Origin of the sequence: Tropicimonas isoalkanivorans (assembly GCF_900112335.1) — a bacterium.
GTDB classification, from domain to species: Bacteria; Pseudomonadota; Alphaproteobacteria; order Rhodobacterales; family Rhodobacteraceae; genus Tropicimonas; species Tropicimonas isoalkanivorans.
Genome location: NZ_FOLG01000010.1, coordinates 40,942 through 62,142, shown reverse-complemented (window position 1 = coordinate 62,142; position 21,201 = coordinate 40,942). Strand labels below are relative to the sequence as shown.

Below are 21,201 nucleotides of genomic sequence, written 5' to 3'. Positions count from 1 at the left end.
TCCGGCCGGCAGTTTTCCGGACGAGAACAATGCTAAAATTCGTCGAAAGGGCCCTCCTGCGCTTCGTCGAGACGGTCAGTCTCGCGTTGCTTGTGATCCTGGCCCTCTCTGTCCTCTACTCCACGACCATGCGCTACCTGGGCGCGTCGCCGTCCTGGTACGACGAGATCGCCAGCGTCCTGCTCGCGTGGCTCACCTACTTCGGCGCGACCTACGCGGTGCTCCTGCGGCAGCACATGTCGTTCGCCGGCCTGGTCACGGCCCTGCCGCGCACCCTGTCGATCGCCGTGGCGCTGTTTGGCGAACTGCTCGTTTTGGCCTATTTCGCCATCACTGGCTGGTTCGGTTACAAGGTGCTGGCGGTGGCGGCCTACGACGCTCTGCTCAGCCTGCCGTGGCTGTCTCTCGACATCGTACAGTCCGTCATTCCGATCACGTCGGTCCTGATGATCATCGGCACCCTGCTGACGATGCCGCGCGCCATTCGCGACGCCGCCGAGGGCCGCGACCGGGAGCACGACGAAATCGACCAGGCCATCGCCGACGCCGAGGCCGGAGCGCAATCCTACACCACGAAGGAACACCGGGCATGATCCTGCTGCTCACAACCGTCGTGCTCATCAGCCTGATCATGATCAACGTGCCGATCGCCGTGGCCATCGGGATGGTCGCTATTGGCGGCTTTGCGTTGACCACGGGCTTTTCGCAACTCTACGACATGGCCATCGCGCTTTATACCGGAGCGACGTCGTTCCCACTGATCGCCATCCCGCTCTTCATTCTGGCCGGCAACCTGATGAACACGTCGGGCATCTCGGTGAAGCTGATCAACTTCATCACCGCCATCATCGGCTTCGTGCGGGGCGGCCTTGGCATGGTGAACATCGGTGTTTCCATGGTCTTCGCCGAAATCTCCGGCTCGGCCGTGGCGGACGTGGCGGCGACCGGGACCGTGCTGATCCCGGAGATGAAGCGGCGCGGCTATTCGCGTACGCTGGCGGCGGCCATCACCTCCTCCTCGGCGTCCCTCGCGATCATCATTCCGCCCTCCATCGCGATGATCCTTTACGGCGCGATTTCCGAGACCTCGGTGCTGACGCTCTTCATCGCCGGCATCATTCCGGGGTTCCTGGGCGGCGGGCTGCTGATGGTGATGACCTACATCCTCGCCGTGCGCTACGACCTGCCGCGGGCCGAAGGGTTCGACCTCCGGCTCATCGCCAAGACGTTCCGGGAGGCCTTCTGGGCGCTGACCTTGCCGGTCATCATCCTGGGCGGGATCCTCACGGGCATCGTGACGGCCACGGAGGCCGCCGGGCTGGCCGTCTTCGCGTCGTTCTTCATCGGGGTGTTCATCTATGGCAATCTCGACCTGAAGCACCTGCGGCGGTCCATGCTGGAGGGGATCAGCCAGACCGGCGTGGTCATGCTGCTGGTCGCGACCTCCGCGGCGCTCGGGCTGTTCCTGACGCAGGCGCAGGTGCCGCAGCAACTCGCGGCGCAGATCACGAACTACACCACCAACCCCTACGTGGTGCTCGCCCTGCTGAACTTGCTTTTGCTCGTGCTCGGCATGTTCCTGCACGGCGCGGCGGCGATCATTCTGGTCGTTCCTGTGGTGATGCCACTGGTTCACGCGGTGGGGATCGACCCGGTGCACTTCGGGATCATGATGACGTTGAACCTCGCCATCGGGCAGCAGACGCCGCCGGTTGCCTCGGTGCTCATCACCTCCTGTTCGATCGCCAAGTCCGGCATCTGGGAAACCTCGCGCACCAACCTGCCGTTCATCGGCGTGCTGGCCTTCATCCTGCTGCTGGTGACCTACGTGCCGCAGGTGTCGCTGATCCTTCCGGAGTTGATCAACAAGTGATCAGGCACGGGCGGAACTGAGGGCCAGCCCCTCGATAGGCGCCGAGATACCAAAGGGGCGTCGCCGGGTGACTGGCGGCGCCTTTTCCGTACGATGAGGGAAAGGCGGGAGCGCCCTCGGTTCAGAGGCCGCGCGCGTTCAGAAACTGCTCGATGGCCGTCCGCGCGGCATCCCGCTGCTCCGGAACGAACTCGAGTGAGGAGAACGCGGACTTCTGACGCTGGTCGAAGCCGTGGTCCGCGCCGGGCAGGACCAGCGTTTTAACCTCCCCCCCGGCGGCGCGCAGGGCGTCGGCCCGTTCGAGACAATCGGGCGTGTCGATGATGGAGTCGTTTTCCGCCAGCACCATCAGGCTGGGCGGCGCGGGGGGCCAACGCTCTTCGTCCGCGCCATTCAGCAGGCCGCAATAGGGGTAGAGAAGGACCAACGCCGACACCCGGGCGAGGAGGTCCGGCCCGGGGGCAGGCCAGGCGGTGAGGCCCGGGGGCAGCCTGCCGGAAGCCGCGTCGGCGGCGAATTCCATCGTGCTCCAGCCGCCATGAGAGGCGCCCAGGATCACCACGTCGCCGGAGATGTCCGCCATGCCCCCCAGGGCGTCGATGGCGACCGCGATGTCGCCCGCGCGCTCCGCACCCGTCATCGCCTGCCCGGCGCAGACCAGCCGCCAGGCTTCGAGGCGTTGGAGGTTGCGCGGCGTGTGGCTGTCCAGGATCAGCGCCGCACGACCCCGCTCAACGAAGACCCCCGCCCAGTACTCCATATTGTCCCGCACGCCGTCGCAGCCGGAGAGGAGGATGGCGGCGGGGAAGGGGCCGGGACCCTCCGGTGTGCGCAGCCGCCAGTGCTCGGCCAGCCGGCTCACCCGTTCTTCGGGCGTGTCTTCGACCATCGCGTAGCGCGCGGCCTGCCGTCCGGTGTTGATCGCGAACCCGGCAACGATGACCGCCACGCCGGCGAGCGACCAGAGCAAAAACCTAATCATCGCGTCCCCGACGCAGAGATGACAGCCGGTCGCGCACTAAGTCCTTCCGGGAAGCGGTCACACGGGCCCCGCGCTGAAAAAGCTTGCCGGGCGAATGCAACGTCACCGGAGCCAGACCCGGGCATAGGGGGGCAGGGGGATGGCCCCGCCGCTGGCGATCACGGTGGCGTCGGAGAGCAGTTCGTGCATCTCCGTCGCGCCGTTCTGCACCGCCCAGCTTGCGGGGATCGCCGTCCAGGTTTCGGTGAAGTTGTAGATGCAGACGACGCTGCGCGCCGGGGACCGCCGGGCGAAGGCGAAGAGCGCCGAATTGCCGGTCTGCAGTACTTCAGTTGCGTTGTTGGCGTGGAACTCCGGAACCTCGGCGCGGCGGGCGAGGATCTCCCGCACGCCCCGGAACACGCGGCCGGGAATGCTCTCCGCATCGGCCTGTGCCAGCGCGGCGCGGTCCCAGTCCATGAGAGGGCGGTGCAGCCATCGGCTGTCGTGCGCATGGGGCGGGTAGTCCGTGTAGCCCCAGTCGTTCAGCAGCGCGATCTCGTCGCCCATGTAAAGGAGCGGGATGCCCCCGAAGCTGGCAATCAGCGCATGGCCCATCAGGATGCGGTCGATCGCCCGGTCCACGGCCCGCGCGTCCTCCGCCTCGACCGCCAGCTCCAGCCCGGCCAGGGAGGCGCAGGTTCCGCTGATCCGCTTGTCGCCGGTGTCCGGGTTGTACTGGAACAGCGCGCCCTTGGCGAAGGAGCCGGGGAAGACACCCTCGTAGAAGTCCGACAGGAACCCGCGGTGGAGCGCCCCGTTCAGGCCGACCGCGGCCGCGTCCTCGTCCGTGACCGCCCAGCCGATGTCGTCGTGGCAGCGCAGGTAAGTAGCGTAGGTCGCATTGGTCAGCTGCGGCGGGAAGTGGGTGCCAAGCACGTAGGACATGAGCTGTGTGTCCCGCGCGGCCAGCGACGACCAGAATTGCACCATCAGGGAGTTGTGGTAGGCGAGGTTGCCCTCCTTGCCGTCATGCTCGCCGCGACCGAGGTAGGGCAGCATCTCCGCCGGGCCGACGATGGCCTCCTCCAGGTGGATCACGGCCGGGGCAACGATGCGGCAGGCCGCCCGCAGAGCTTGCAGGAGCATGTGGCATTCCGGCTCCGACTGGCAGCGCGTGCCCATGCGTTTCCACATGAAGGCCACGGCGTCGAAGCGCAGGATGTCCACACCCCGGTTGGCCAGCGCGAGCATGACCTTCGTCATTTCCAGGAATACCTGCGGGTTGGCCCAGTTCAGGTCCCACTGGTGCTCGTTGAAGGTGGTCCAGACCCACCGCTGACAGTCCTCGTACCAGGTGAAGCTGCCCGGGGCGTTGTCGGGAAAGATCTCCACCAGGGTCTTTTCGTATTCCTTGGGCTGCCTGTCGTCCTCGAACATCAGGTAGTAGTCGCGGTACTTCGGATCGCCCTTGCGGGCCTTCTTCGCCCAGGCGTGCTCCTTGGCGGTGTGGTTCAGAACGAGGTCGACGCAGACGCTGATGCCCTGCGCACGGCAGGCGCGGGTGGCGGCCTCGAAATCGTCCATCGTGCCATAGATCGGGTTGATCGCGCCGTAGTCCATCACGGAGTAGCCGCCGTCGTTGTCACCTCGGCGGGGCTTCAGGCAGGGCATGAAGTGGACGTAGCTGATACCGAGCGTCTTGAGGTAGTCGAGCCGGTCGGGCACGCCGCGCAGGGTGTCGCAGAAGCGGTCGATGTAGAAAACGTAGCCGGCCATGTCCGGCCGCTGGAACCAATCCGGTTCGAGGTCGCGCTTCAGATCCAGCAGGCGGAGGTCGGCGGGGCGCTGTTGCCAGGCGCGGGTCAGTGCCGTGTCGAGGGCCTTTTGAAAGGCGGGGTAGTCCGGGTGGAGGCCATAGAGCCGGTCGAGCATCGTCCAGAGGTCGGCGCGGCTCCGGTCGTAGCGCAGGTCGAACAGGGTGCGATGGAGATCGGTGTCAGCGGGGTTGGTCTGTGTCTTGGCCATGGCATCACCGGAAGAAAGGCTTCGTCCCATGCAAGGAATCGTAGCCGAGAAAGTCGAGTCCGCGGAACCGGGAATGTCGCCGCGGCGGGCCGGGGTGGGGCGTGAGCGGAGTCAGTCCGTATCCTCATCCCATGAACGCGCCGTTTCGACGGTGGCGTCCATGTCCAGCACCTTGGCGAGTTGCGACAGCCGGGTCTTGACGGCATCGCTGTCCGGCACGTCGGAGGTTTCCAGAATCTCCAGCCGAACGGCGTCTGTGTCGATCACAAGGCGGGCGTGTTCGAGGATCTCGGGAACGCTGGCCGAGAACCGGTGGCCAAGCAGCAGGGCACGCCCCAGTACCTCGGCACGCTTGCGGTCGTTGGGGGACAGGATGTCCGTCGCCGAGGTGTCCAGCTTGGCAGGCTTGCCGCCGTAGCGCGCCATGATCGCGGTCGCAAGGAAAGCGCGCTCGGGATGCGAGATTCCGATGAAGGGGAATTGCAGGATGCGAAGGAAGCTGTCGGCGGCGCGGACCTTCTGGTGGTCCCGCCAGGCGATGTCGGTGAGCGCGCAGACCGCCATGCGGACGCGGCGCTCCGGGAGCACCTCGCCGGGGAAGAGGTCATCCGTCCATTTCGCCAGCGCCTCGGGGAATTCGGGCACCCGCGCATCCGGAAGGCCCGCCGCGAGAGCGCCCTCGACGAGCGGATCGCGATATTGCTCCTCCTCGCTCAACTGGGCATAGAGCCAGCCTTCGCGCAATCCGAGGGCGGAGAAGACGATGCGTTCGGGCTTCAGCTTCCGGAACACCCGCCACAGGACGAGCGCCGAGGCCGCGAGGGTCTCGACCCGCCGGCTGGGTACATCGGGCAGTTCGGCGATTTCTTCCGGGGTCATGCGGGAGACGGATTTCGCGAACTTGGACATGTCGCGGGCGGGCAGGTCGTAGCCGTGCACCACGGAGATCGGCCAGTCGTTCATCGCCATGTGGATACGCGCCAGTGCCCGCCAGCCCCCGCCGACGGCGTGGAAGACGGGCTGGGTCAGCATCGGCGGCAGGTTGGCGTCGAGAATGGCGTCGACGGACTTCTTCGCCTCTTCCGGGTCCTTCTCCATCATCGCCCGGACGGGCAGAGCGCCCAGCGGCATGCTGACCTTGCGGTCGCCCACGCGGTCGCCAAGGACTTCCGCGATCTCCAGACTGCCGCCGCCGATGTCGCCCACCAGGCCACGCGGCTGGAAGAAGCCGGAGATGACGCCGAGCGCTGCGAAGGTCGCTTCTTCCTCCCCGGAGATCAGGCGGGGCGTGAAGCCGGTCCGCTCCTTGATCCTGGCGATCAGGTCCGGGCCGTTCTTGGCGCGGCGCATGGCCTCGGTCGCCAGCACGTCGATGCGGGAGACGCCCATCGCCTCGGAAATGGCCTTGAAGCGAGCGAGGGCGGCGAGGGCGTGCTCCATGATCTCCTCGGTGAAGGCGCCTTCGTCGTCGAGCCCGTTGCCGAGCGCGACCATGGATTTCTCGTTGAAGCGCGGAAAGGGGGCGCGGGCGAGGTCGTCGTAGACCACGAGGCGGATCGAGTTGGAGCCGACGTCGATCACGCCGTAATGCTCGGGCGTGTGCGCCTGGATGCGCTTTGTGTCGATCTCTACCGACCGGGGCTCAAAATGGCTGGCGCCCGAATTTCCCACAGACATCGTCTCGTTACTCCGCAATCTCGGACTCAGACCATAGCACGTCCGACTGCGAGGCGTAGGCGAAACCGCCGATCGGGTGCACCGGACCCTACGTGCGGAGGGTGTGCCCCTTGGCGAAGGTCATTTCGACAAGGGTGATCGGCCGCTCGGCCAGCCATGTCATGCGCCGGTGGACGATCAGCGCCTCCCCGGCGGCTGCGCCGAGGGCGGCAGTCTCGCGGTCAGTTGCGTTGATGGCGAAGAATTCGGACTGCGCCCGGGTGAGCGGCAGGTGCCGGACGAGCCATTCGTTTGCGGCGAGGTCCTCGAAGGATTGGTCCAAGGCGTCGGGAACCGTTTCGGGAACGATCCAGCGGTTCTCCAGCGCATAGGGCCGTCCGTCGGCGAGGTGGACCGCGATCACATGAAGCAGATCGCCCTCGCCGGGCGGCCCGAACCGCGGCCTGAGCGCGTCCGGCGCGCGCTCCATGCGCCGGTCCAGCAGGCGATAACCGTAGAGCGCGCCGCGCTCCTCGATCTCCATCCGGATGATCGGAATCCGTACCGTCGCCTTTCCGACCGGGTGCCGCGCGATGCGCGTGCCGCCCTTGCGCCGCCGCTCCAGCAGCCCGTCGTCGGACAGCGACCGGAGGGCGCGGTTGACGGTGGCGCGCGCACAGCCGAGCTCCGCCGCCAGGTCTGCCTCGTTCGGGATCGCGTCTCCGGGGCGCCAGTCCTCGTGGGCGATGCGCCGCAGCACTTCCTCCCGCACCGACCGCCAGGAGTGGGAGGCGGGCGCGTCCGTCACAGGTCCTGCCTCAGGCCCCGCACCGCCGTCCGATAGCGCGCGACGATGGCGTCGCGGTCGATGTGGCGGCCGCCTCGGACCACGTGGCGCCCCGCGGCCCAGACATCGGCCACGGCATCCTGCCCGCCCGCAAAAATGAAGCTGTCGAGCAGGGTATCGCCGGACAGGCCTTCGAGGTCCGGGGCGGCGAGGTCCAGCGCCAGAAGGTCGGCCCAGGTGCCACTGGCGATTTGCCCGGTCGCCCGACCGGCGGAGGCCGCGCCCCCGGCACAGACGGCGTCGAACAGGGTGCGGCCCGTGGACCGGTCCGGCGTGGCCAGCGCGGCGCGCGAGCCGTCCCTTAGGCGTTGGGAGTATTCGAGCGTGCGCAGTTCCTCGACCAGCGAGATGCGGATGTTGCTGTCCGACCCGACGGCGATCTTGCCGCCGTTCTGCAGGTAGCGGACGCCATCGAAGATGCCGTCACCGAGCGAGGATTCGGTGATGGGGCACAGGCCGACCGTGGCACCGGAGGCGGCGAGCCCCTCGGTCTCCTCCGGCGTCATCTGAGTCGAATGGATCATGCACCAGCGCGCATCGGGCAAGCCGCTGTCGAGCACATACTCGACCGGGCGTTTGCCGTAGGCCGCAACGATCTCCTCCACCTCCCCGGGCTGCTCGGCGAGGTGCATGTGGATCGGCCCGTCGGGCACCATCGCGGCAGCCTCTCCCAGAGCCTCCGGAGCTACCGCGCGCAGGCTGTGGGGAGCGACGCCCAGGCGGCTGTCGGGCGGCAGGTGGGACAGGGCCCGGCCGCTTTCGTCCACCAGTCTGGCGAAGCGGTCGGCGGAATTGCCGAAGCGCACCTGCCCCGGGGCGAGCTGGCGCCGATCGCAGCCGCCGAACTCATAGTGCACAGGCAGCAGGGTCAGGCCGATGCCGGTCGTACCGGCGGCGGCCACAATGCGCTCCGCCATCTCCGCGAGGCTGTCATAGGGCGTACCGTCCGGCCGGTGATGCAGGTAGTGGAATTCCACGTTCGTCGCGTAGCCGGCTTCCAGCATCTCCAACTGCACGAAGGCTGCAATCGCCTCGACCTGATCGGGGTCAAGCTTGTCGAGGAAGCGGTACATCAGCCGCCGCCACGTCCAGAAGGAGTCCCGCGGGTCCGGGCCGCGCCGTTCCGTGAGTCCGGCCATGGCCCGTTGGAACGCGTGGCTGTGGCAGTTGACCGGGGCCGGAAGCAGGCAGTCGACCCGGTATCCCTCCGCCGGTTGACCCTGCGTGACGGAATGGATCCGCCCGTCGGCGGAGACCTCCACCACCACGTCGTTCTGCCATCCCTCCGCCGTGAGCGCGGTCCTCGCCCAGATTTTCTGCATATCCGCACCTTGACTTAATATGTATGTACATATTATTCGATGATGAGGCGAAGGCAAGGGGTGTTTCGATGATTCTCACCAACACGACCATTGCAACGGTGGCTCCCGACGGCACCTACGGGCTGATCGCAAATGGGGCGGTCGTCCTCTCCGGCGACCGGATCGCGTGGGTCGGGGCGGGGGACGAAATTCCCGCAGAGATGGCGGATGCGCCACGGACGGACCTTGGCGGGCGGCTGACGACACCGGGACTGATCGACTGCCACACCCACGTCGTCCATGGCGGCAACCGAGCCCGCGAGTTCGAGATGCGCCTGCAGGGCGCGAGCTACGAAGAGATCGCGCGGGCCGGCGGCGGGATCGTGTCCACCGTATCGGCGACGCGCGCGGCCTCGGCGGACGAGCTGGTCGCGAGTGCGCTGCCGCGGGTCGACGCGCTGATTGCCGAGGGCGTGACACATGTTGAGATCAAGTCCGGCTACGGACTGGACTGCGATACGGAACTCATGATGCTTCGCGCGGCGCGGGATATCGCGAACCAGCGTCCCATCCGCGTCAGCACGACCTTCCTCGGGGCCCACGCGGTGCCGAAGGAATTCGACGGTGGCGCAGATGCGTATCTCGACGAGATCTGTATCCCGACTCTGCGCGCCGCCCATGCCGAAGGGCTGGTCGATGCGGTCGATGGGTTTTGCGAGGGGATCGCCTTCACTCCGGAGCAGATCGCCCGCGTGTTCGAGGTGGCCCGCGAGCTGGGGCTGCCGGTGAAACTCCACGCCGAACAGCTCTCCCACCTCGGCGGCACGCAGGTGGCGGCGCGGTTCGGGGCGCTGTCGGCGGATCACCTCGAGTATGCCGACGAGGACGATGCCCGCGCGTTGGCGGCCGCCGGCAGTGTGGCCGTTCTTCTGCCCGGTGCCTTCTACACGTTGCACGAGACGCAGGCGCCGCCCATCGACGCCTTCCGCCGCCATTCCGTGCCCATGGCGCTGGCGACGGACTGCAACCCGGGCACCTCGCCGCTGACCTCGCTGCTGCTCACGATGAACATGGGGTGCACGCTGTTCGGCCTGACGCCGGAGGAGGCGCTGGCGGGGGTGACGCGCCACGCCGCGCGGGCCCTGGGGCTGACCGACTGCGGCACTGTTACCGCAGGCGCGCGGGCCGATCTGGCGGTCTGGGACGTCGCGCACCCTGCGGAATTGTCCTACCGGATCGGCTTCAACCCCCTCTACCAACGCATTTTCGGAGGCGCCGCATGACGGTCCACCTGACGCCGGGCGGCGCGAGCCTTGCCCAACTGGAAAGCATCTGGCGTCGGGACGCTCCCGTCGCGCTGGAACCCGCCGCGCGCGAGGCCGTCGAGCGGGCGGCTGCGCTGGTGCGGGACGCGACCAAGGGGGAGGCGGCGGTCTATGGCGTCAACACGGGGTTCGGAAAACTCGCCTCGGTCAAGATCCCGCCGGAGCAGACCGAGACGCTCCAGCGCAACCTGATCCTGTCGCATTGCTGCGGCGTCGGTGCACCGCTCGACGCGGCGACCACCCGCCTGATGATGGCGCTGAAGCTGCTCTCGCTCGGGCGCGGGGCGTCGGGCGTGCGATGGGAGATCTGTGCGCTGATCGAGGGAATGCTCGCGGCGGACGTGATCCCGGTCATTCCAGACCAGGGATCGGTTGGCGCGTCGGGCGACCTCGCGCCGCTGGCGCACCTTGCCGCCGTCATGATCGGCGCGGGCGAGGCGACGTATCAGGGCGACCGTCTCGCCGGCGATCTTGCGCTGGAGCGGGCGGGGCTGAGCCCGGTCGTCCTCGGCCCCAAGGAGGGTCTGGCGCTCATCAACGGGACGCAGTTTTCGACGGCGTGCGCGCTGGCCGGTCTTTTTGGTGCCTGGCGCAACGTCGAGGCCGCCGTCGTGACTTCCGCGCTCTCGACGGACGCGATCATGGGGTCGACCGCGCCGCTGCACCCGGCGATCCACGACCTGCGCGGGCATCGAGGCCAGATCGCGATTGCCTCGGCGATGCGCGACCTTATGGCCGGCAGCGAGATCCGCGAAAGCCACCGGGAGGGCGACAGTCGGGTGCAGGACCCGTACTGCATCCGGTGCCAGCCTCAGGTGACGGGCGCCGCGCTCGACCTGCTGCGCTTCGTTGGGCAGACGCTCGAAATCGAGGCGAACGCGGTGACGGACAACCCGCTGGTGATCGCCGAGGACGAGGTCATCCTGTCGGGGGGCAATTTCCACGCGGAGCCGGTGGCATTCGCCGCCGACCAGATCGCGCTGGCCCTGTCGGAAATCGGCGCCATCGCACAGCGCCGCGTCGCGCTGATGGTGGACCCGGCGCTGTCGTTCGACCTGCCGCCGTTCCTGACACCCGAGCCCGGGCTGAACTCCGGCCTGATGATCGCTGAGGTGACGACCGCCGCGCTGATGAGCGAAAACAAGCACCTCGCCAACCCTTGTTCGACGGACAGCACGCCGACCTCCGCCAACCAGGAAGACCACGTCAGCATGGCGGCCCATGGCGCGCGGCGGCTGGAACGGATGAACCGCAACCTGAACGTCATCCTGGGCGTCGAACTGCTTTGCGCGGCGCAGGGCATCGAGTTCCGCGCGCCGTTGATCACCTCCGCCAAGCTGCAAGCCGCGGTCGCGCATCTTCGTGGCACCGTTCCGCAGCTTCAGACGGACCGGTACATGGCCGGCGACATCGAATCGGCCGCGGGCCTCGTCCGGACCGGCTCGCTGGCCCTGGCGGCTGAATTGAAGGACCTTGCTCAATGACCCCCGTCACCGTCACCCGGGGCGACAGCCCCGTCATCCTCGGCCTTCCCCATACCGGCACCTTCCTGCCCGACGACATCCGGGCGCGGCTCAACGCGCGCGGCCTCGACCTGGCGGACACGGACTGGCACATCGAACGGCTCTACGACGGTTTGCTCGACGGCGTCACGACGGTGCGGGCGATGTTCCACCGCTACGTGATCGACGCCAACCGGAACCCGGAGGGCGAGAGCCTTTATCCCGGTCAGAACACCACCGGGCTGGTGCCGCTGATCGACTTCGATGGCGCGGACATCTGGGTGACGCCGCCCGACGCCGAGGAGGTCGCCGCCCGCACCCGGGACTGGCATGCGCCCTATCACGCGGCGCTGGCGGCCGAGATCGAGCGCGTCCGCGCGGCGCACGGGGTGGCGATCCTGTACGATTGCCACTCGATCCGGTCGCACATCCCGTTCCTGTTCGAGGGGAAATTGCCGGACTTCAACATCGGCACCGATAATGGCGCCACCTGCGCCGCTGAGGTGGAAGCCGCCGTTGCCGCCGTCTGCGCGGGCGCGGAGGGCTACAGCATGGTCCAGAACGGCCGTTTCCGCGGTGGCTGGACCACGCGCCACTACGGCCGGCCGGAGGAGGGCGTGCACGTGATCCAGATGGAGCTCGCGCAGTCCACGTATCTCACTGAAGAGGCCGCGCCCTGGACCTACGACACCGAAGCTGCCGAGCGCCTGCGGGTGCATCTGGCGGCGATCCTCAGAAACCTGGCCGATCTGGCCCCGACCCTGAGAGGCACGCAATGAACACGCGTCACAACCTCCGCGACGTCTACCCACCGACCGGCACCGAGATCACCGCCAAGAGCTGGCTGACCGAAGCGCCGATGCGGATGCTGATGAACAACCTGCACCCCGACGTGGCCGAGAACCCGCATGAGCTGGTGGTCTATGGCGGGATCGGGCGCGCCGCGCGCAGTTGGGAGGATTTCGACCTGATCGTCGAGACCCTGAAGGGGCTGGAGGCGGACCAGACGCTGCTGGTGCAGTCGGGCAAGCCGGTCGGCGTGTTCCGCACCCATGCGGATGCACCGCGCGTGCTGATCGCCAACTCCAACCTCGTGCCGCACTGGGCGACCTGGGAGCATTTCAACGAGCTCGATCGCAAGGGCCTGATGATGTACGGCCAGATGACCGCCGGGTCCTGGATTTACATCGGCAGCCAGGGGATCGTGCAGGGCACCTACGAGACCTTCATGGAGGCCGGGCGCCAGCACTACGACGGCGACCTCGGCGGCAAATGGATCCTTACCGCCGGGCTGGGCGGCATGGGCGGCGCGCAGCCGCTGGCGGCCGTGATGGCGGGCGCCTGTTGCCTCGCGGTCGAATGCGACGAGACCCGCGCCGATTTCCGGCTGCGGACGCGCTATGTGGACGAGAAGACCCATTCGATCGACGAGGCGCTGGAGATGATCGCGCGCTGGACCGCCGCCGGGGAGGCGAAATCGGTGGCGCTGATCGCCAATGCGGCCGATGTCTATCCGGAGCTGGTGAAGCGCGGCGTGCGCCCCGACATCGTGACGGACCAGACGTCCGCCCACGATCCGATCCACGGCTACCTGCCGCAGGGGTGGTCCGTCGGCGACTGGCGCGCTCGGCAGGAGAGCGACCCAGCCGCGGTCGAAGCCGCTGCGCGGGCCTCGATCAAGGTGCACGTGGAGGCCATGGTCGCCTTTGCGAAGGCCGGAATTCCCACCGTCGACTACGGCAACAACATCCGGCAGGTCGCGCTGGAGGAGGGGCTGGAGGATGCCTTCGCCTTCCCCGGCTTCGTGCCGGCATACATCCGCCCGCTCTTCTGCCGTGGCGTCGGACCGTTCCGCTGGGCCGCGCTGTCGGGCGATCCGGAGGATATCTACAAGACCGACCAGAAGGTGAAGGAGCTGGTCGACGACCCGCACTTGCACAATTGGCTCGACATGGCGCGGGAGCGGATCGCGTTCCAGGGGCTTCCGGCGCGGATCTGCTGGGTGGGGCTCGGGCTGCGGCACAAGCTCGGCCTGGCCTTCAACGAAATGGTGCGGAGCGGTGAGCTTTCGGCCCCAATCGTCATCGGGCGCGACCACCTGGACTCCGGCTCCGTCGCCAGCCCCAACCGCGAGACCGAAGCCATGCGCGACGGCTCGGACGCCGTATCCGACTGGCCGCTGCTGAATGCGCTGCTCAATACCGCCAGCGGCGCAACATGGGTCAGCCTGCACCACGGCGGGGGCGTTGGCATGGGCTTCAGCCAGCACTCCGGCATGGTGATATGCTGCGACGGGAGCCCCGAGGCCGACAAGCGTCTCGAACGCGTTCTGTGGAACGATCCGGCGACCGGGGTTATGCGGCACGCGGATGCGGGGTACGAGATAGCACTTGACTGTGCCCGGCAGCATGGCCTGACACTTCCCGGAATACTAAAATAACTCAGCCAGCAGGGAGAACTCTCATGAAAAGACGCGACTTTCTCGCCACCGGCGCCGTGGGCGCGGCGGCAACGGCGCTCGCCGCCCCGGCGATTGCGCAGGACGTGATCAAGTGGAAGATGGTCACCGCCTGGCCGAAGAACCTACCGGGACCGGGCGTGGCCGCACAGATGCTCGCCGACCGGATCACCACGCTTTCCGGCGGCCGGATCGAGGTGCAACTTTTCGCTGCCGGTGAACTTGTGCCCGGCCGTGGCGTCTTTGACGCGGTCTCCGAGGGCACGGCGGAGCTCTATCACGCGGTTCCGGCCTACTGGGGGTCCAAGTCGAAGGGCATTCTGCTGTTCGGTTCGCAGCCCTTCGGCCTGCGGGCGGACGAACAATTCGGCTGGCTTTATCACGGCGGCGGCCAGGAGCTTTATGACGAGATGTACGCTCGCTTCGGCCTGAAACCGTTCCTGTGCGGCAACTCCGGGCCGCAGATGGCCGGCTGGTTCCGCGAAGAGATCACCTCCGCCGAAGATCTCAAGGGCATGAAGTTCCGCACCACGGGGCTCGCCTCGGAAATGGCCTCCAAGCTCGGCATGGCGGCGCAGGCGATGGGCGGCGGCGACATGTTCCAGGCGCTGCAAACGGGCGCTCTGGATGCGGGCGAGTTCATCGGCCCGTGGACGGATTCCGCGCTCGGCTTCTACCAGGTGGCGAAATACTACTACTGGCCCGGCGTGGGCGAGCCGTCCTCTGCCGAGGAATGCGCCGTCAATGCGGACGTTTACAACGGCCTGCCGGAGGATCTGCAGAAGGCGGTCGCGATGGCATGCGAGAGCCTCTACAACCCGGTCTGGACCGAGTACACGACCAAGCACGCCCAATCCCTGCAAATGATGATCGACGAGCACGACGTGCAACTGCGCAAACTGCCCGAAGACGTGATCGCCGCCATGGGCGCGGCCGCGGCCGAGGTCATCGACGAACTGCGGCAGGACGAGGATGAGTTGGTCAAGCGGATCACCGAAAGCTACCTGGCGTATCGGGACTCCGTCGGCCGCTACATGACCTATGCGGACAACGGCCAGATGAACGCCCGCGCCGAGGTGCTGGGCTACTGACCCCCGGGCCGGCGCGGGCAGCCGCGCCGGCCCACAGACACGGAGCGGCCCATGAATTGGCTAGCCGACATTCTCGACGGGACGAACCGCGCCATCGCCATGGTGGTCCGCTGGCTTGTTCTGGCGATGATCGTCATTCAGTTCGCCATCGTCATCGGGCGCTACGTCTTCGGCGTCAATTCGATCGCGGCGCAGGAAAGTGTCCTCTACCTGCACGGGGCGTTCTTCATGCTCGGCGCGGGTTATACGCTGCTGGTGGACAAGCACGTGCGGGTCGACATCTTCTATGCGAAGCTGTCGGACGCGGGCCGGCGCCGGATCGACATCTTCGGGCACCTGTTTTTCCTGCTGCCCTCGATGACGGCACTGCTCTACTGGTCCTGGCCGTCGGTTCGAAACTCCTGGAAAATCCTTGAAGGTCCGATTTCGGTCGGTGGGATCGAGGCGGTCTTTCTGCTGAAGTCGCTGATCCCGGCCTTCTGCATCCTCGTGATGCTGCAATCTCTCGCCATTCTCATCCGCCTGTTCAGCCGACGGCCGACCGCATGACCCAATACCTCGACGTCGCCATGTTCGCCGCGCTGATGGCGGGAATCCTGCTCGGCTTCCCTGTGGCCTTCACCATCGCCGGGGTTGGGATCATCTTCGCCTATCTCGGCTTGGCGCTTGGCGTGATGGATATCTCGCTGCTCGGCGCGCTCGGCCAGCGCGCCTTCGGCCTGCTCAGCAACGAGGTCCTGATCGCCATCCCCTTGTTCGTTGCGATGGGCGCCGTGCTGGAGAAAAGTCGCATCGCGGAAGATTTGTTGGACACCATGGGCCGGCTCTTCGGGCAGCTGCGCGGCGGCCTGGGAATATCCGTCGTTCTGGTGGGCGCGCTTCTGGCCGCTTCGACCGGGATCGTCGGCGCAACGGTCGTTGCCATGGGGATGATCGCCCTGCCGACGATGCTGCGGAGCGGCTACGATCCGCGCGTGTCCTGCGGCATCGTCTGCACCGCGGGCACCCTGGGGCAGATCATTCCGCCGTCGACGCTGCTGATCATCCTCTCCGACGTGATGTCCAACGCCTACCAGCAAGCGCAGTATGAGCAGGGCAAGTTCTCGGTGGAGACGATCTCGGTCGGCCAGGTCTTCGCCGCGGCCATCGTGCCGGGGCTGGTGCTCGTCGTCCTTTATATCCTCTACATCCTCCTGCGCGGGCTGATCCGGCCGGGGGACATGCCGCCAGCCTCCGGGGAACTCGCGGCAGTTTCCGGCTCCGAGGTCCTGTCGGCTATCGTGCCGCCGGTCATCCTGATCTTCGCGGTGCTGGGCGCCATTCTCGGCGGGATTGCCACCCCGACGGAGGCGGCTTCAGTGGGAGCGGTCGGGGCCTTGCTGATGGCGGCGTTGCGCCTCGGCGTCTATCGGCGGGTCATCCTGACAGGGGCGGTCGCCTTCGGCGTTCTCGCCATTGCGGCCGGGCTGCACCCGGTCCGCCTGCAACGCAGCGACCTCACGATGGGTGACCTGTTGACCGGCGGCGCCTACGTCGTGCTGTCGGTTCTCGGTGCCGTCGCGATCATCGTCGCCCTGCGCTCCACCATTCGGCGGCGGGTGCTCCACGATGCGCTGACCTCCACGCTGACCATGACGGCGATGATCTTTGCCACCATCCTGGCCGCGAGCATCTTCTCCCTCGTCTTCATCGGCCTCGGGGGGGAGGAGCGGGTGGCCGAGATTCTCGCCGCGATGCCGGGCGGGGCGACAGGCGCGCTGCTCTTCAGCATGCTCTTTATCTTCGGGCTCGGCTTCTTTCTCGACTTCGTCGAGATTTCGGTGATCGTCCTGCCATTGGTGACGCCCGCGCTGATCCTTATGGGCCACGACCCGATCTGGCTGGGGGTTCTGATCGCCATCAACCTGCAGACAAGCTTCCTGACACCGCCCTTCGGCTTCTCGCTGTTCTACCTGCGTGGGGCCGCGCCGGACACCGTGACCACCGGCCAGATCTACGCTGGTGTGGTGCCGTTCATCGTCATCCAGATCGTCGGCGTGCTTCTCGTCTGGAACCTTCCGACGCTCGCCACCTGGCTGCCGAACGTCATTTTCTGAGGCTGTGGAACACCGGGAGTGCGCCGGAACGGACGCCGCCGCGCGGGATAGGGCCTTGCGCGGGAGCGTCTTGTATGTCTGCATGGAAGACCTCCGCGCACCCAGAGGGAGGACCGGATGCGGCTGGAAGGCAAGCGTATCATGATCACTGCTGCCGGGCAGGGGATGGGGCGGGCAAGCGCGCTGGCGTGCACGGCGGAGGGCGCACGGGTCTTCGCGACCGATCTCGATGCCGCCCTGCTGGAAGGGCTGGCGGAGCACGGGATCGAAACCGTTCAGCTTGATGTCACCGACCCACAGGCCATCCTCGAGGCGGCTGAGTGGGCTGGCCCGCTGGACGGGCTGTTCAACGTCGCGGGGATGGTTCACCACGGAACGATCCTCGAGCTGTCGGACGACGACTGGGCCCGCAGCATGACGCTGAACGTGACGTCCATGGTGCGACTGACGCGTGCGTGCCTGCCGGCAATGCTGGAACGCGCGGCGGAGACGGGAACCGCGTCGATCCTGAACATGGCGTCCATGGCGTCCTCGGTGAAAGGCTTCGTGAACCGCACCGCCTATGGCGCCACCAAGGCCGCGGTCATCGGCCTGACCAAGGGGATCGCCGCCGATTTCGTGACCCGGGGCCTCCGGTGCAACGCGCTCTGCCCGGGAACGGTGGATACGCCCAGCCTGCGGGGCAGGATCGCTGCCGCTTCGGACCCGGTCCAGGCGGAGAAGGACTTCATCGCCCGGCAGCCCATGGGCCGCCTCGCGACGGTGGAGGACATCACGCCGATGGTCGTCTACCTGCTGTCGGACGAAAGCCGCTTCGTCACCGGGCAGGCGATGCTGGTCGACGGCGGCGTGACCATCTGACCGGCAGATACGGCGCTGCCTGTGAGCCCTGGGTCAAAACCGCTCCGGGAAGACGAGCGCGACGCTCTGAAGGTCCAGGTCGCTGGTGAACGCATCGGGATTTTTGGCGAGCATCTCCTCGGTGAAATCGCGCCGCTCGCGAACGGCGTCGGGCGCAGGGGTGGCGGTGCGCCGGAGACTCTGGTTACGGAACCACGTGAACGGCAGGACGCGATCGAACAGGCTGAACGGGGATAGCGAAAGCGATGTCATCTCTGGGGTCCTCTGGAAGCACCTCGGCTCGACATTCATCCTACCGAGCGTAACTGGCCGCTGGTATCGGGCGCGGCGTTGTGCTGTTCTACAAAAATGAAGAGCCGGTTTCGCAGCTGGTCGGACGTGCGGACTTTCCTGGCGGTGGTTCGGGAGGGCTCGACACTCGCTGCGTCCCGAAAGCTCGGCACTGCCCAGCCGACCGTCGCCCGGCGCATCGAGGCACTGGAACACGAGACCGGGCTGGTTCTGTTCGAGCGCGACAACCGTGGCTTTCGCCCGACCGACGCCGCCCGGGCCCTGCTGCCGCTGGCCGAGGCGATTGAGGCGGCGGCGGAGGCCTTTGGCGCGAAGGCTAACGACCTGACCCGCCCGCGACCGATCCGGATCACCGCCTTTTCGTCCAATTTTTCGCCGCGTGTGACCCAGGTCTTCAGCGAGTTCTACGCGATGCGGCCCGACATTCGTTTCGAGTTTCTGCCCGGCGTCAAACCGCTGGACCTTGTGGCGGGCGAGGCCGACATTGCCCTGCGCATCACGCGTCAGGACCCCGACCTGTCGCTCATCTGCCGCCGGATCAGCACGGCCCGGTTCACCCTGTTCGGAGCGCCGAGCTATGCGGATCGGAGGGGGCTGCCAAAGGCCCCGGAGCATCTCGACGGGCATGTCTTCGTGACCTACGAGCCACGGGACGCACCCGCCGTCTACCATCACTGGTTGATGAAGCACGTCTCGCCCGATCAGATCATCACGTCGTTCAGCGAGATCGAATTGCTGGAAGCTGCAATCCTGTCCGGGCACGGATTGGGCATCATGAACCTGCGGATGGCCGAGGGACACGAGGCTGCCGGACGCCTGATCCGCTGCTTCGCCCCGCCTGAGGAGATGACGGCGCAGCACCTCATGCTGATTTCGCCGGACGCCTATCGCCGGCCCGAGGTGAAGGCATTCACCAGGTTCTTCGCGCCACGCTATGCGGCAATCTTCAAGTAGGTTCGGCGGGCTTGGGCGCGCCGCAGTGGGCAGTCCGGTGGGAAGCTGCAACGGACTTCCGGATGAGTTAATGCCGGACACTGAAGGGCCGGGGCTTGTGCGCTAGGCAACAGGGACCACAGAAGGAGATTTATGCACAGAGGCCTCGATTGACCCGCGTGTAGCGGCTTCGCTCGGCACATGTGCCGACCCTTATTGCATAAGTTCTGTGGAGTTCCGATGGAGACGAAAGACGTGGTGATCCGGCCCTTCGACGCGGCAACGGATCTCGAAAGACTGTCGGACATTTGGTTCGACTCATCCCTGAGAGCGCATCCTTTCATCGGTGAGCCGAGGCTTGTCGAACAACGCCGCCTGATCGCAGAAGAATATCTTCCTAAGGCGGAGGCTTGGGTGGCATGCCTCGATGGAGAGCCAATCGGTTTCATCAGCCTGTTGGGCCGCGTCATCGGCGGGATATTCATCGCACCCGATCAGCAAGGCCGGGGCGTTGGACGCAGGCTGATCGCCCATGCTCTGGACCGGAAGGGAGATCTCTCCCTTGAGGTCTATACGGAGAACGAACGGGCCGTACGTTTTTACAGGGCGCTCGGGTTCGAGGAACTGTCACGACGCGATGTGGACGACTTCGGGTTTCCCTTCCCGAATGCGACCTTGCGACTGAAAGGGTGAAGCCCGGCTGGGCAGGAGCCCCTTGCCCAGCCCATCCACCGACTCATGGCCGCCCATGACGTTGCACGAAGTTTCCCGGGCCCGGCGATGCCAATTCCCCTGCCGGATGCAACTTGTTTGAGGAAGATGGGAGACCTATCTGCCGTGTTCCAGCAGGAAATCATTGGTCGGAGTGAGAGGATTCGAACCTCCGACCCCTGCCTCCCGAAGACAGTGCTCTACCAGGCTGAGCTACACTCCGACCGTGACGCAGGCGATTACAGAAGCCCGGGCGGAATGGCAAGGGCTTGCGGGCGAACGGCGTGCATTCTCATGCCTTTTTTTCTCCGTTCTTCGCGCGGCCCAGCAGGCTGCTGACGCGCAGGTAGGTGCCGGCGTCGAACCGGCTGCGGGTGCGCAGCACGGGCGTGTTCTCCGACGCATTGGAGCGGTCCTCGCGCAGCACGATGTAGATGCCGCTGGCGATGATCACGCTCGCCCCGATTGCGGTGTTCGGGTCAAGCAGTTCGTCGAAAAAGATCAGTCCATAGGCCGTCGCCCACAGGATCTGCGAATACTGCATGGGGGCGACGACCACCGCCTGGCCGGCCCGGTAGGCGGCGATGATGGTGAGCGTGGCGATGAAGGCGAGGGCAGCGATCATCGCGGAGGCTCCGAAATGAACGGCCGGCATGGGGCGATAGACGAACGCCATCATGACCCCCATCAGGATCACGTTGGCCATCATCGGGTAGAGGATGAGCACGACGCTGCGCTCGTCCCGTCCGATCTTGCGCACGATGATCGACGCGAGCGCGCCCCCGACCGCCGAAACCAGCGCGGCCGCGTGGCCCAGTCCCAGGTCGGTCGAGCCCGGTCTCAGCACGATCAGCACGCCCAGGAGGCCCACGATGATGGCCATCCCCCGCCTGATGCCGACGGTCTCTCCCAGGATCGGGATGGAGAGCAGGGTGATGAGCAGCGGCGAGGTGAAGAGGATCGCGTAGACCTGCGCCATCGGCAGCATGGAGAAGGCGTAGAAGCCGCTCACCCCGGCGATCACGGCGGAGATGGTGCGCAGGGCCGTCCACCACGGGTGCCGCGGCCTGAGGTTGCCGTCGGTCTTGTCGTTCATGAGCATGAGCGTGGAGATCGGAAAGCCGAACAGCACGCTGAAAAAGACGATCTGAAAGGCGGAATAGGACCCGCCCAGGAACTTGATCAGCACGTCGTGGGTCGAGAAAATGCCAAACGCGAGAAGCGCCAGAAGGGCGCCTTTTGTATTGCTTTGCATGTGGGTATGTCC

The 21,201-nt window shown here is 66.6% G+C and carries 19 protein-coding genes and 1 tRNA gene; 12 read left to right on the top strand and 8 right to left on the bottom strand.

Going from position 1 to position 21,201, the window contains the following annotated elements:
- Positions 1-29: 29 nt before the first annotated feature.
- On the top strand, positions 30-593 hold the full coding sequence (locus BM075_RS15645; protein ID WP_093361643.1) for a TRAP transporter small permease: 564 nt from the start codon (positions 30-32) through the stop codon (positions 591-593).
- Positions 590-1,873 (top strand): TRAP transporter large permease, encoded by a 1,284-nt coding sequence (locus BM075_RS15640; protein ID WP_093361642.1) that lies wholly within the window; start codon positions 590-592, stop codon positions 1,871-1,873. Before BM075_RS15645 ends, BM075_RS15640 begins: the two co-directional genes overlap by 4 nt.
- A gap of 121 nt (positions 1,874-1,994) precedes the next feature.
- On the opposite strand, the gene BM075_RS15635 is transcribed toward BM075_RS15640, so the two are convergent.
- From BM075_RS15635 to BM075_RS15615, 5 genes are all read right to left on the bottom strand, one after another.
- Positions 1,995-2,855, bottom strand: coding sequence for a dienelactone hydrolase family protein (locus BM075_RS15635; protein ID WP_093361641.1), 861 nt, complete (start codon positions 2,853-2,855; stop codon positions 1,995-1,997).
- A 102-nt stretch (positions 2,856-2,957) separates the two neighbouring features.
- A complete protein-coding gene (locus BM075_RS15630; RefSeq protein WP_093361640.1) occupies positions 2,958-4,862 on the bottom strand; it encodes an amylosucrase in 1,905 nt (634 codons plus the stop codon).
- A gap of 111 nt (positions 4,863-4,973) precedes the next feature.
- Positions 4,974-6,539, bottom strand: a complete 1,566-nt coding sequence (locus BM075_RS15625) for a Ppx/GppA phosphatase family protein (protein WP_093361639.1) — start codon at positions 6,537-6,539, stop codon at positions 4,974-4,976.
- Between the two features lie 88 nt (positions 6,540-6,627).
- Positions 6,628-7,326, bottom strand: coding sequence for a histidine utilization transcriptional repressor HutC (locus tag BM075_RS15620; protein ID WP_093361638.1), 699 nt, complete (start codon positions 7,324-7,326; stop codon positions 6,628-6,630).
- Entirely contained in the window at positions 7,323-8,687 is a 1,365-nt protein-coding gene (locus tag BM075_RS15615) for a formimidoylglutamate deiminase (protein ID WP_093361637.1), read from the bottom strand. The genes BM075_RS15620 and BM075_RS15615 overlap by 4 nt, the downstream gene beginning before the upstream one ends.
- A gap of 68 nt (positions 8,688-8,755) precedes the next feature.
- On the opposite strand from BM075_RS15615, the gene hutI reads away from it, so the two are divergent.
- From hutI to BM075_RS15575, 8 genes are all read left to right on the top strand, one after another.
- Positions 8,756-9,949, top strand: coding sequence for an imidazolonepropionase (gene hutI / locus BM075_RS15610; RefSeq protein WP_093361636.1), 1,194 nt, complete (start codon positions 8,756-8,758; stop codon positions 9,947-9,949).
- A complete protein-coding gene (hutH, locus tag BM075_RS15605; protein WP_093361635.1) occupies positions 9,946-11,475 on the top strand; it encodes a histidine ammonia-lyase in 1,530 nt (509 codons plus the stop codon). The genes hutI and hutH overlap by 4 nt, the downstream gene beginning before the upstream one ends.
- Complete coding sequence (gene hutG, locus BM075_RS15600) at positions 11,472-12,272, top strand: N-formylglutamate deformylase (protein WP_093361634.1); 801 nt, start codon at positions 11,472-11,474, stop codon at positions 12,270-12,272. Before hutH ends, hutG begins: the two co-directional genes overlap by 4 nt.
- Positions 12,269-13,933, top strand: a complete 1,665-nt coding sequence (gene hutU / locus BM075_RS15595; protein ID WP_093361633.1) for a urocanate hydratase — start codon at positions 12,269-12,271, stop codon at positions 13,931-13,933. Before hutG ends, hutU begins: the two co-directional genes overlap by 4 nt.
- A gap of 23 nt (positions 13,934-13,956) precedes the next feature.
- On the top strand, positions 13,957-15,042 hold the full coding sequence (locus BM075_RS15590) for a TRAP transporter substrate-binding protein (RefSeq protein WP_093361632.1): 1,086 nt from the start codon (positions 13,957-13,959) through the stop codon (positions 15,040-15,042).
- A gap of 51 nt (positions 15,043-15,093) precedes the next feature.
- Positions 15,094-15,591, top strand: coding sequence for a TRAP transporter small permease subunit (locus tag BM075_RS15585; protein WP_093361631.1), 498 nt, complete (start codon positions 15,094-15,096; stop codon positions 15,589-15,591).
- Positions 15,588-17,138 carry a TRAP transporter large permease gene (locus tag BM075_RS15580; protein ID WP_093361630.1) on the top strand — a complete coding sequence of 517 codons (1,551 nt, stop codon included), beginning with the start codon at positions 15,588-15,590 and terminating at the stop codon, positions 17,136-17,138. The genes BM075_RS15585 and BM075_RS15580 overlap by 4 nt, the downstream gene beginning before the upstream one ends.
- 117 nt (positions 17,139-17,255) lie before the next feature.
- A complete protein-coding gene (locus BM075_RS15575; protein WP_093361629.1) occupies positions 17,256-17,999 on the top strand; it encodes an SDR family oxidoreductase in 744 nt (247 codons plus the stop codon).
- A 33-nt stretch (positions 18,000-18,032) separates the two neighbouring features.
- On the opposite strand, the gene BM075_RS15570 is transcribed toward BM075_RS15575, so the two are convergent.
- Positions 18,033-18,251, bottom strand: coding sequence for a hypothetical protein (locus tag BM075_RS15570; RefSeq protein WP_093361628.1), 219 nt, complete (start codon positions 18,249-18,251; stop codon positions 18,033-18,035).
- A 96-nt stretch (positions 18,252-18,347) separates the two neighbouring features.
- On the opposite strand from BM075_RS15570, the gene BM075_RS15565 reads away from it, so the two are divergent.
- The gene (locus BM075_RS15565) at positions 18,348-19,244 is read left to right on the top strand and encodes a LysR family transcriptional regulator (RefSeq protein WP_093361627.1); all 897 of its coding nucleotides are present in this window, start codon (positions 18,348-18,350) and stop codon (positions 19,242-19,244) included.
- A gap of 219 nt (positions 19,245-19,463) precedes the next feature.
- Positions 19,464-19,916, top strand: coding sequence for a GNAT family N-acetyltransferase (locus tag BM075_RS15560; RefSeq protein WP_093361626.1), 453 nt, complete (start codon positions 19,464-19,466; stop codon positions 19,914-19,916).
- A 164-nt stretch (positions 19,917-20,080) separates the two neighbouring features.
- On the opposite strand, the gene BM075_RS15555 is transcribed toward BM075_RS15560, so the two are convergent.
- Together BM075_RS15555 and BM075_RS15550 are read right to left on the bottom strand one after the other, a co-directional pair.
- Positions 20,081-20,157, bottom strand: a tRNA-Pro gene (locus BM075_RS15555).
- A gap of 69 nt (positions 20,158-20,226) precedes the next feature.
- Positions 20,227-21,189 carry a DMT family transporter gene (locus BM075_RS15550; RefSeq protein ID WP_093361625.1) on the bottom strand — a complete coding sequence of 321 codons (963 nt, stop codon included), beginning with the start codon at positions 21,187-21,189 and terminating at the stop codon, positions 20,227-20,229.
- Between the last annotated feature and the right edge of the window lie 12 nt (positions 21,190-21,201).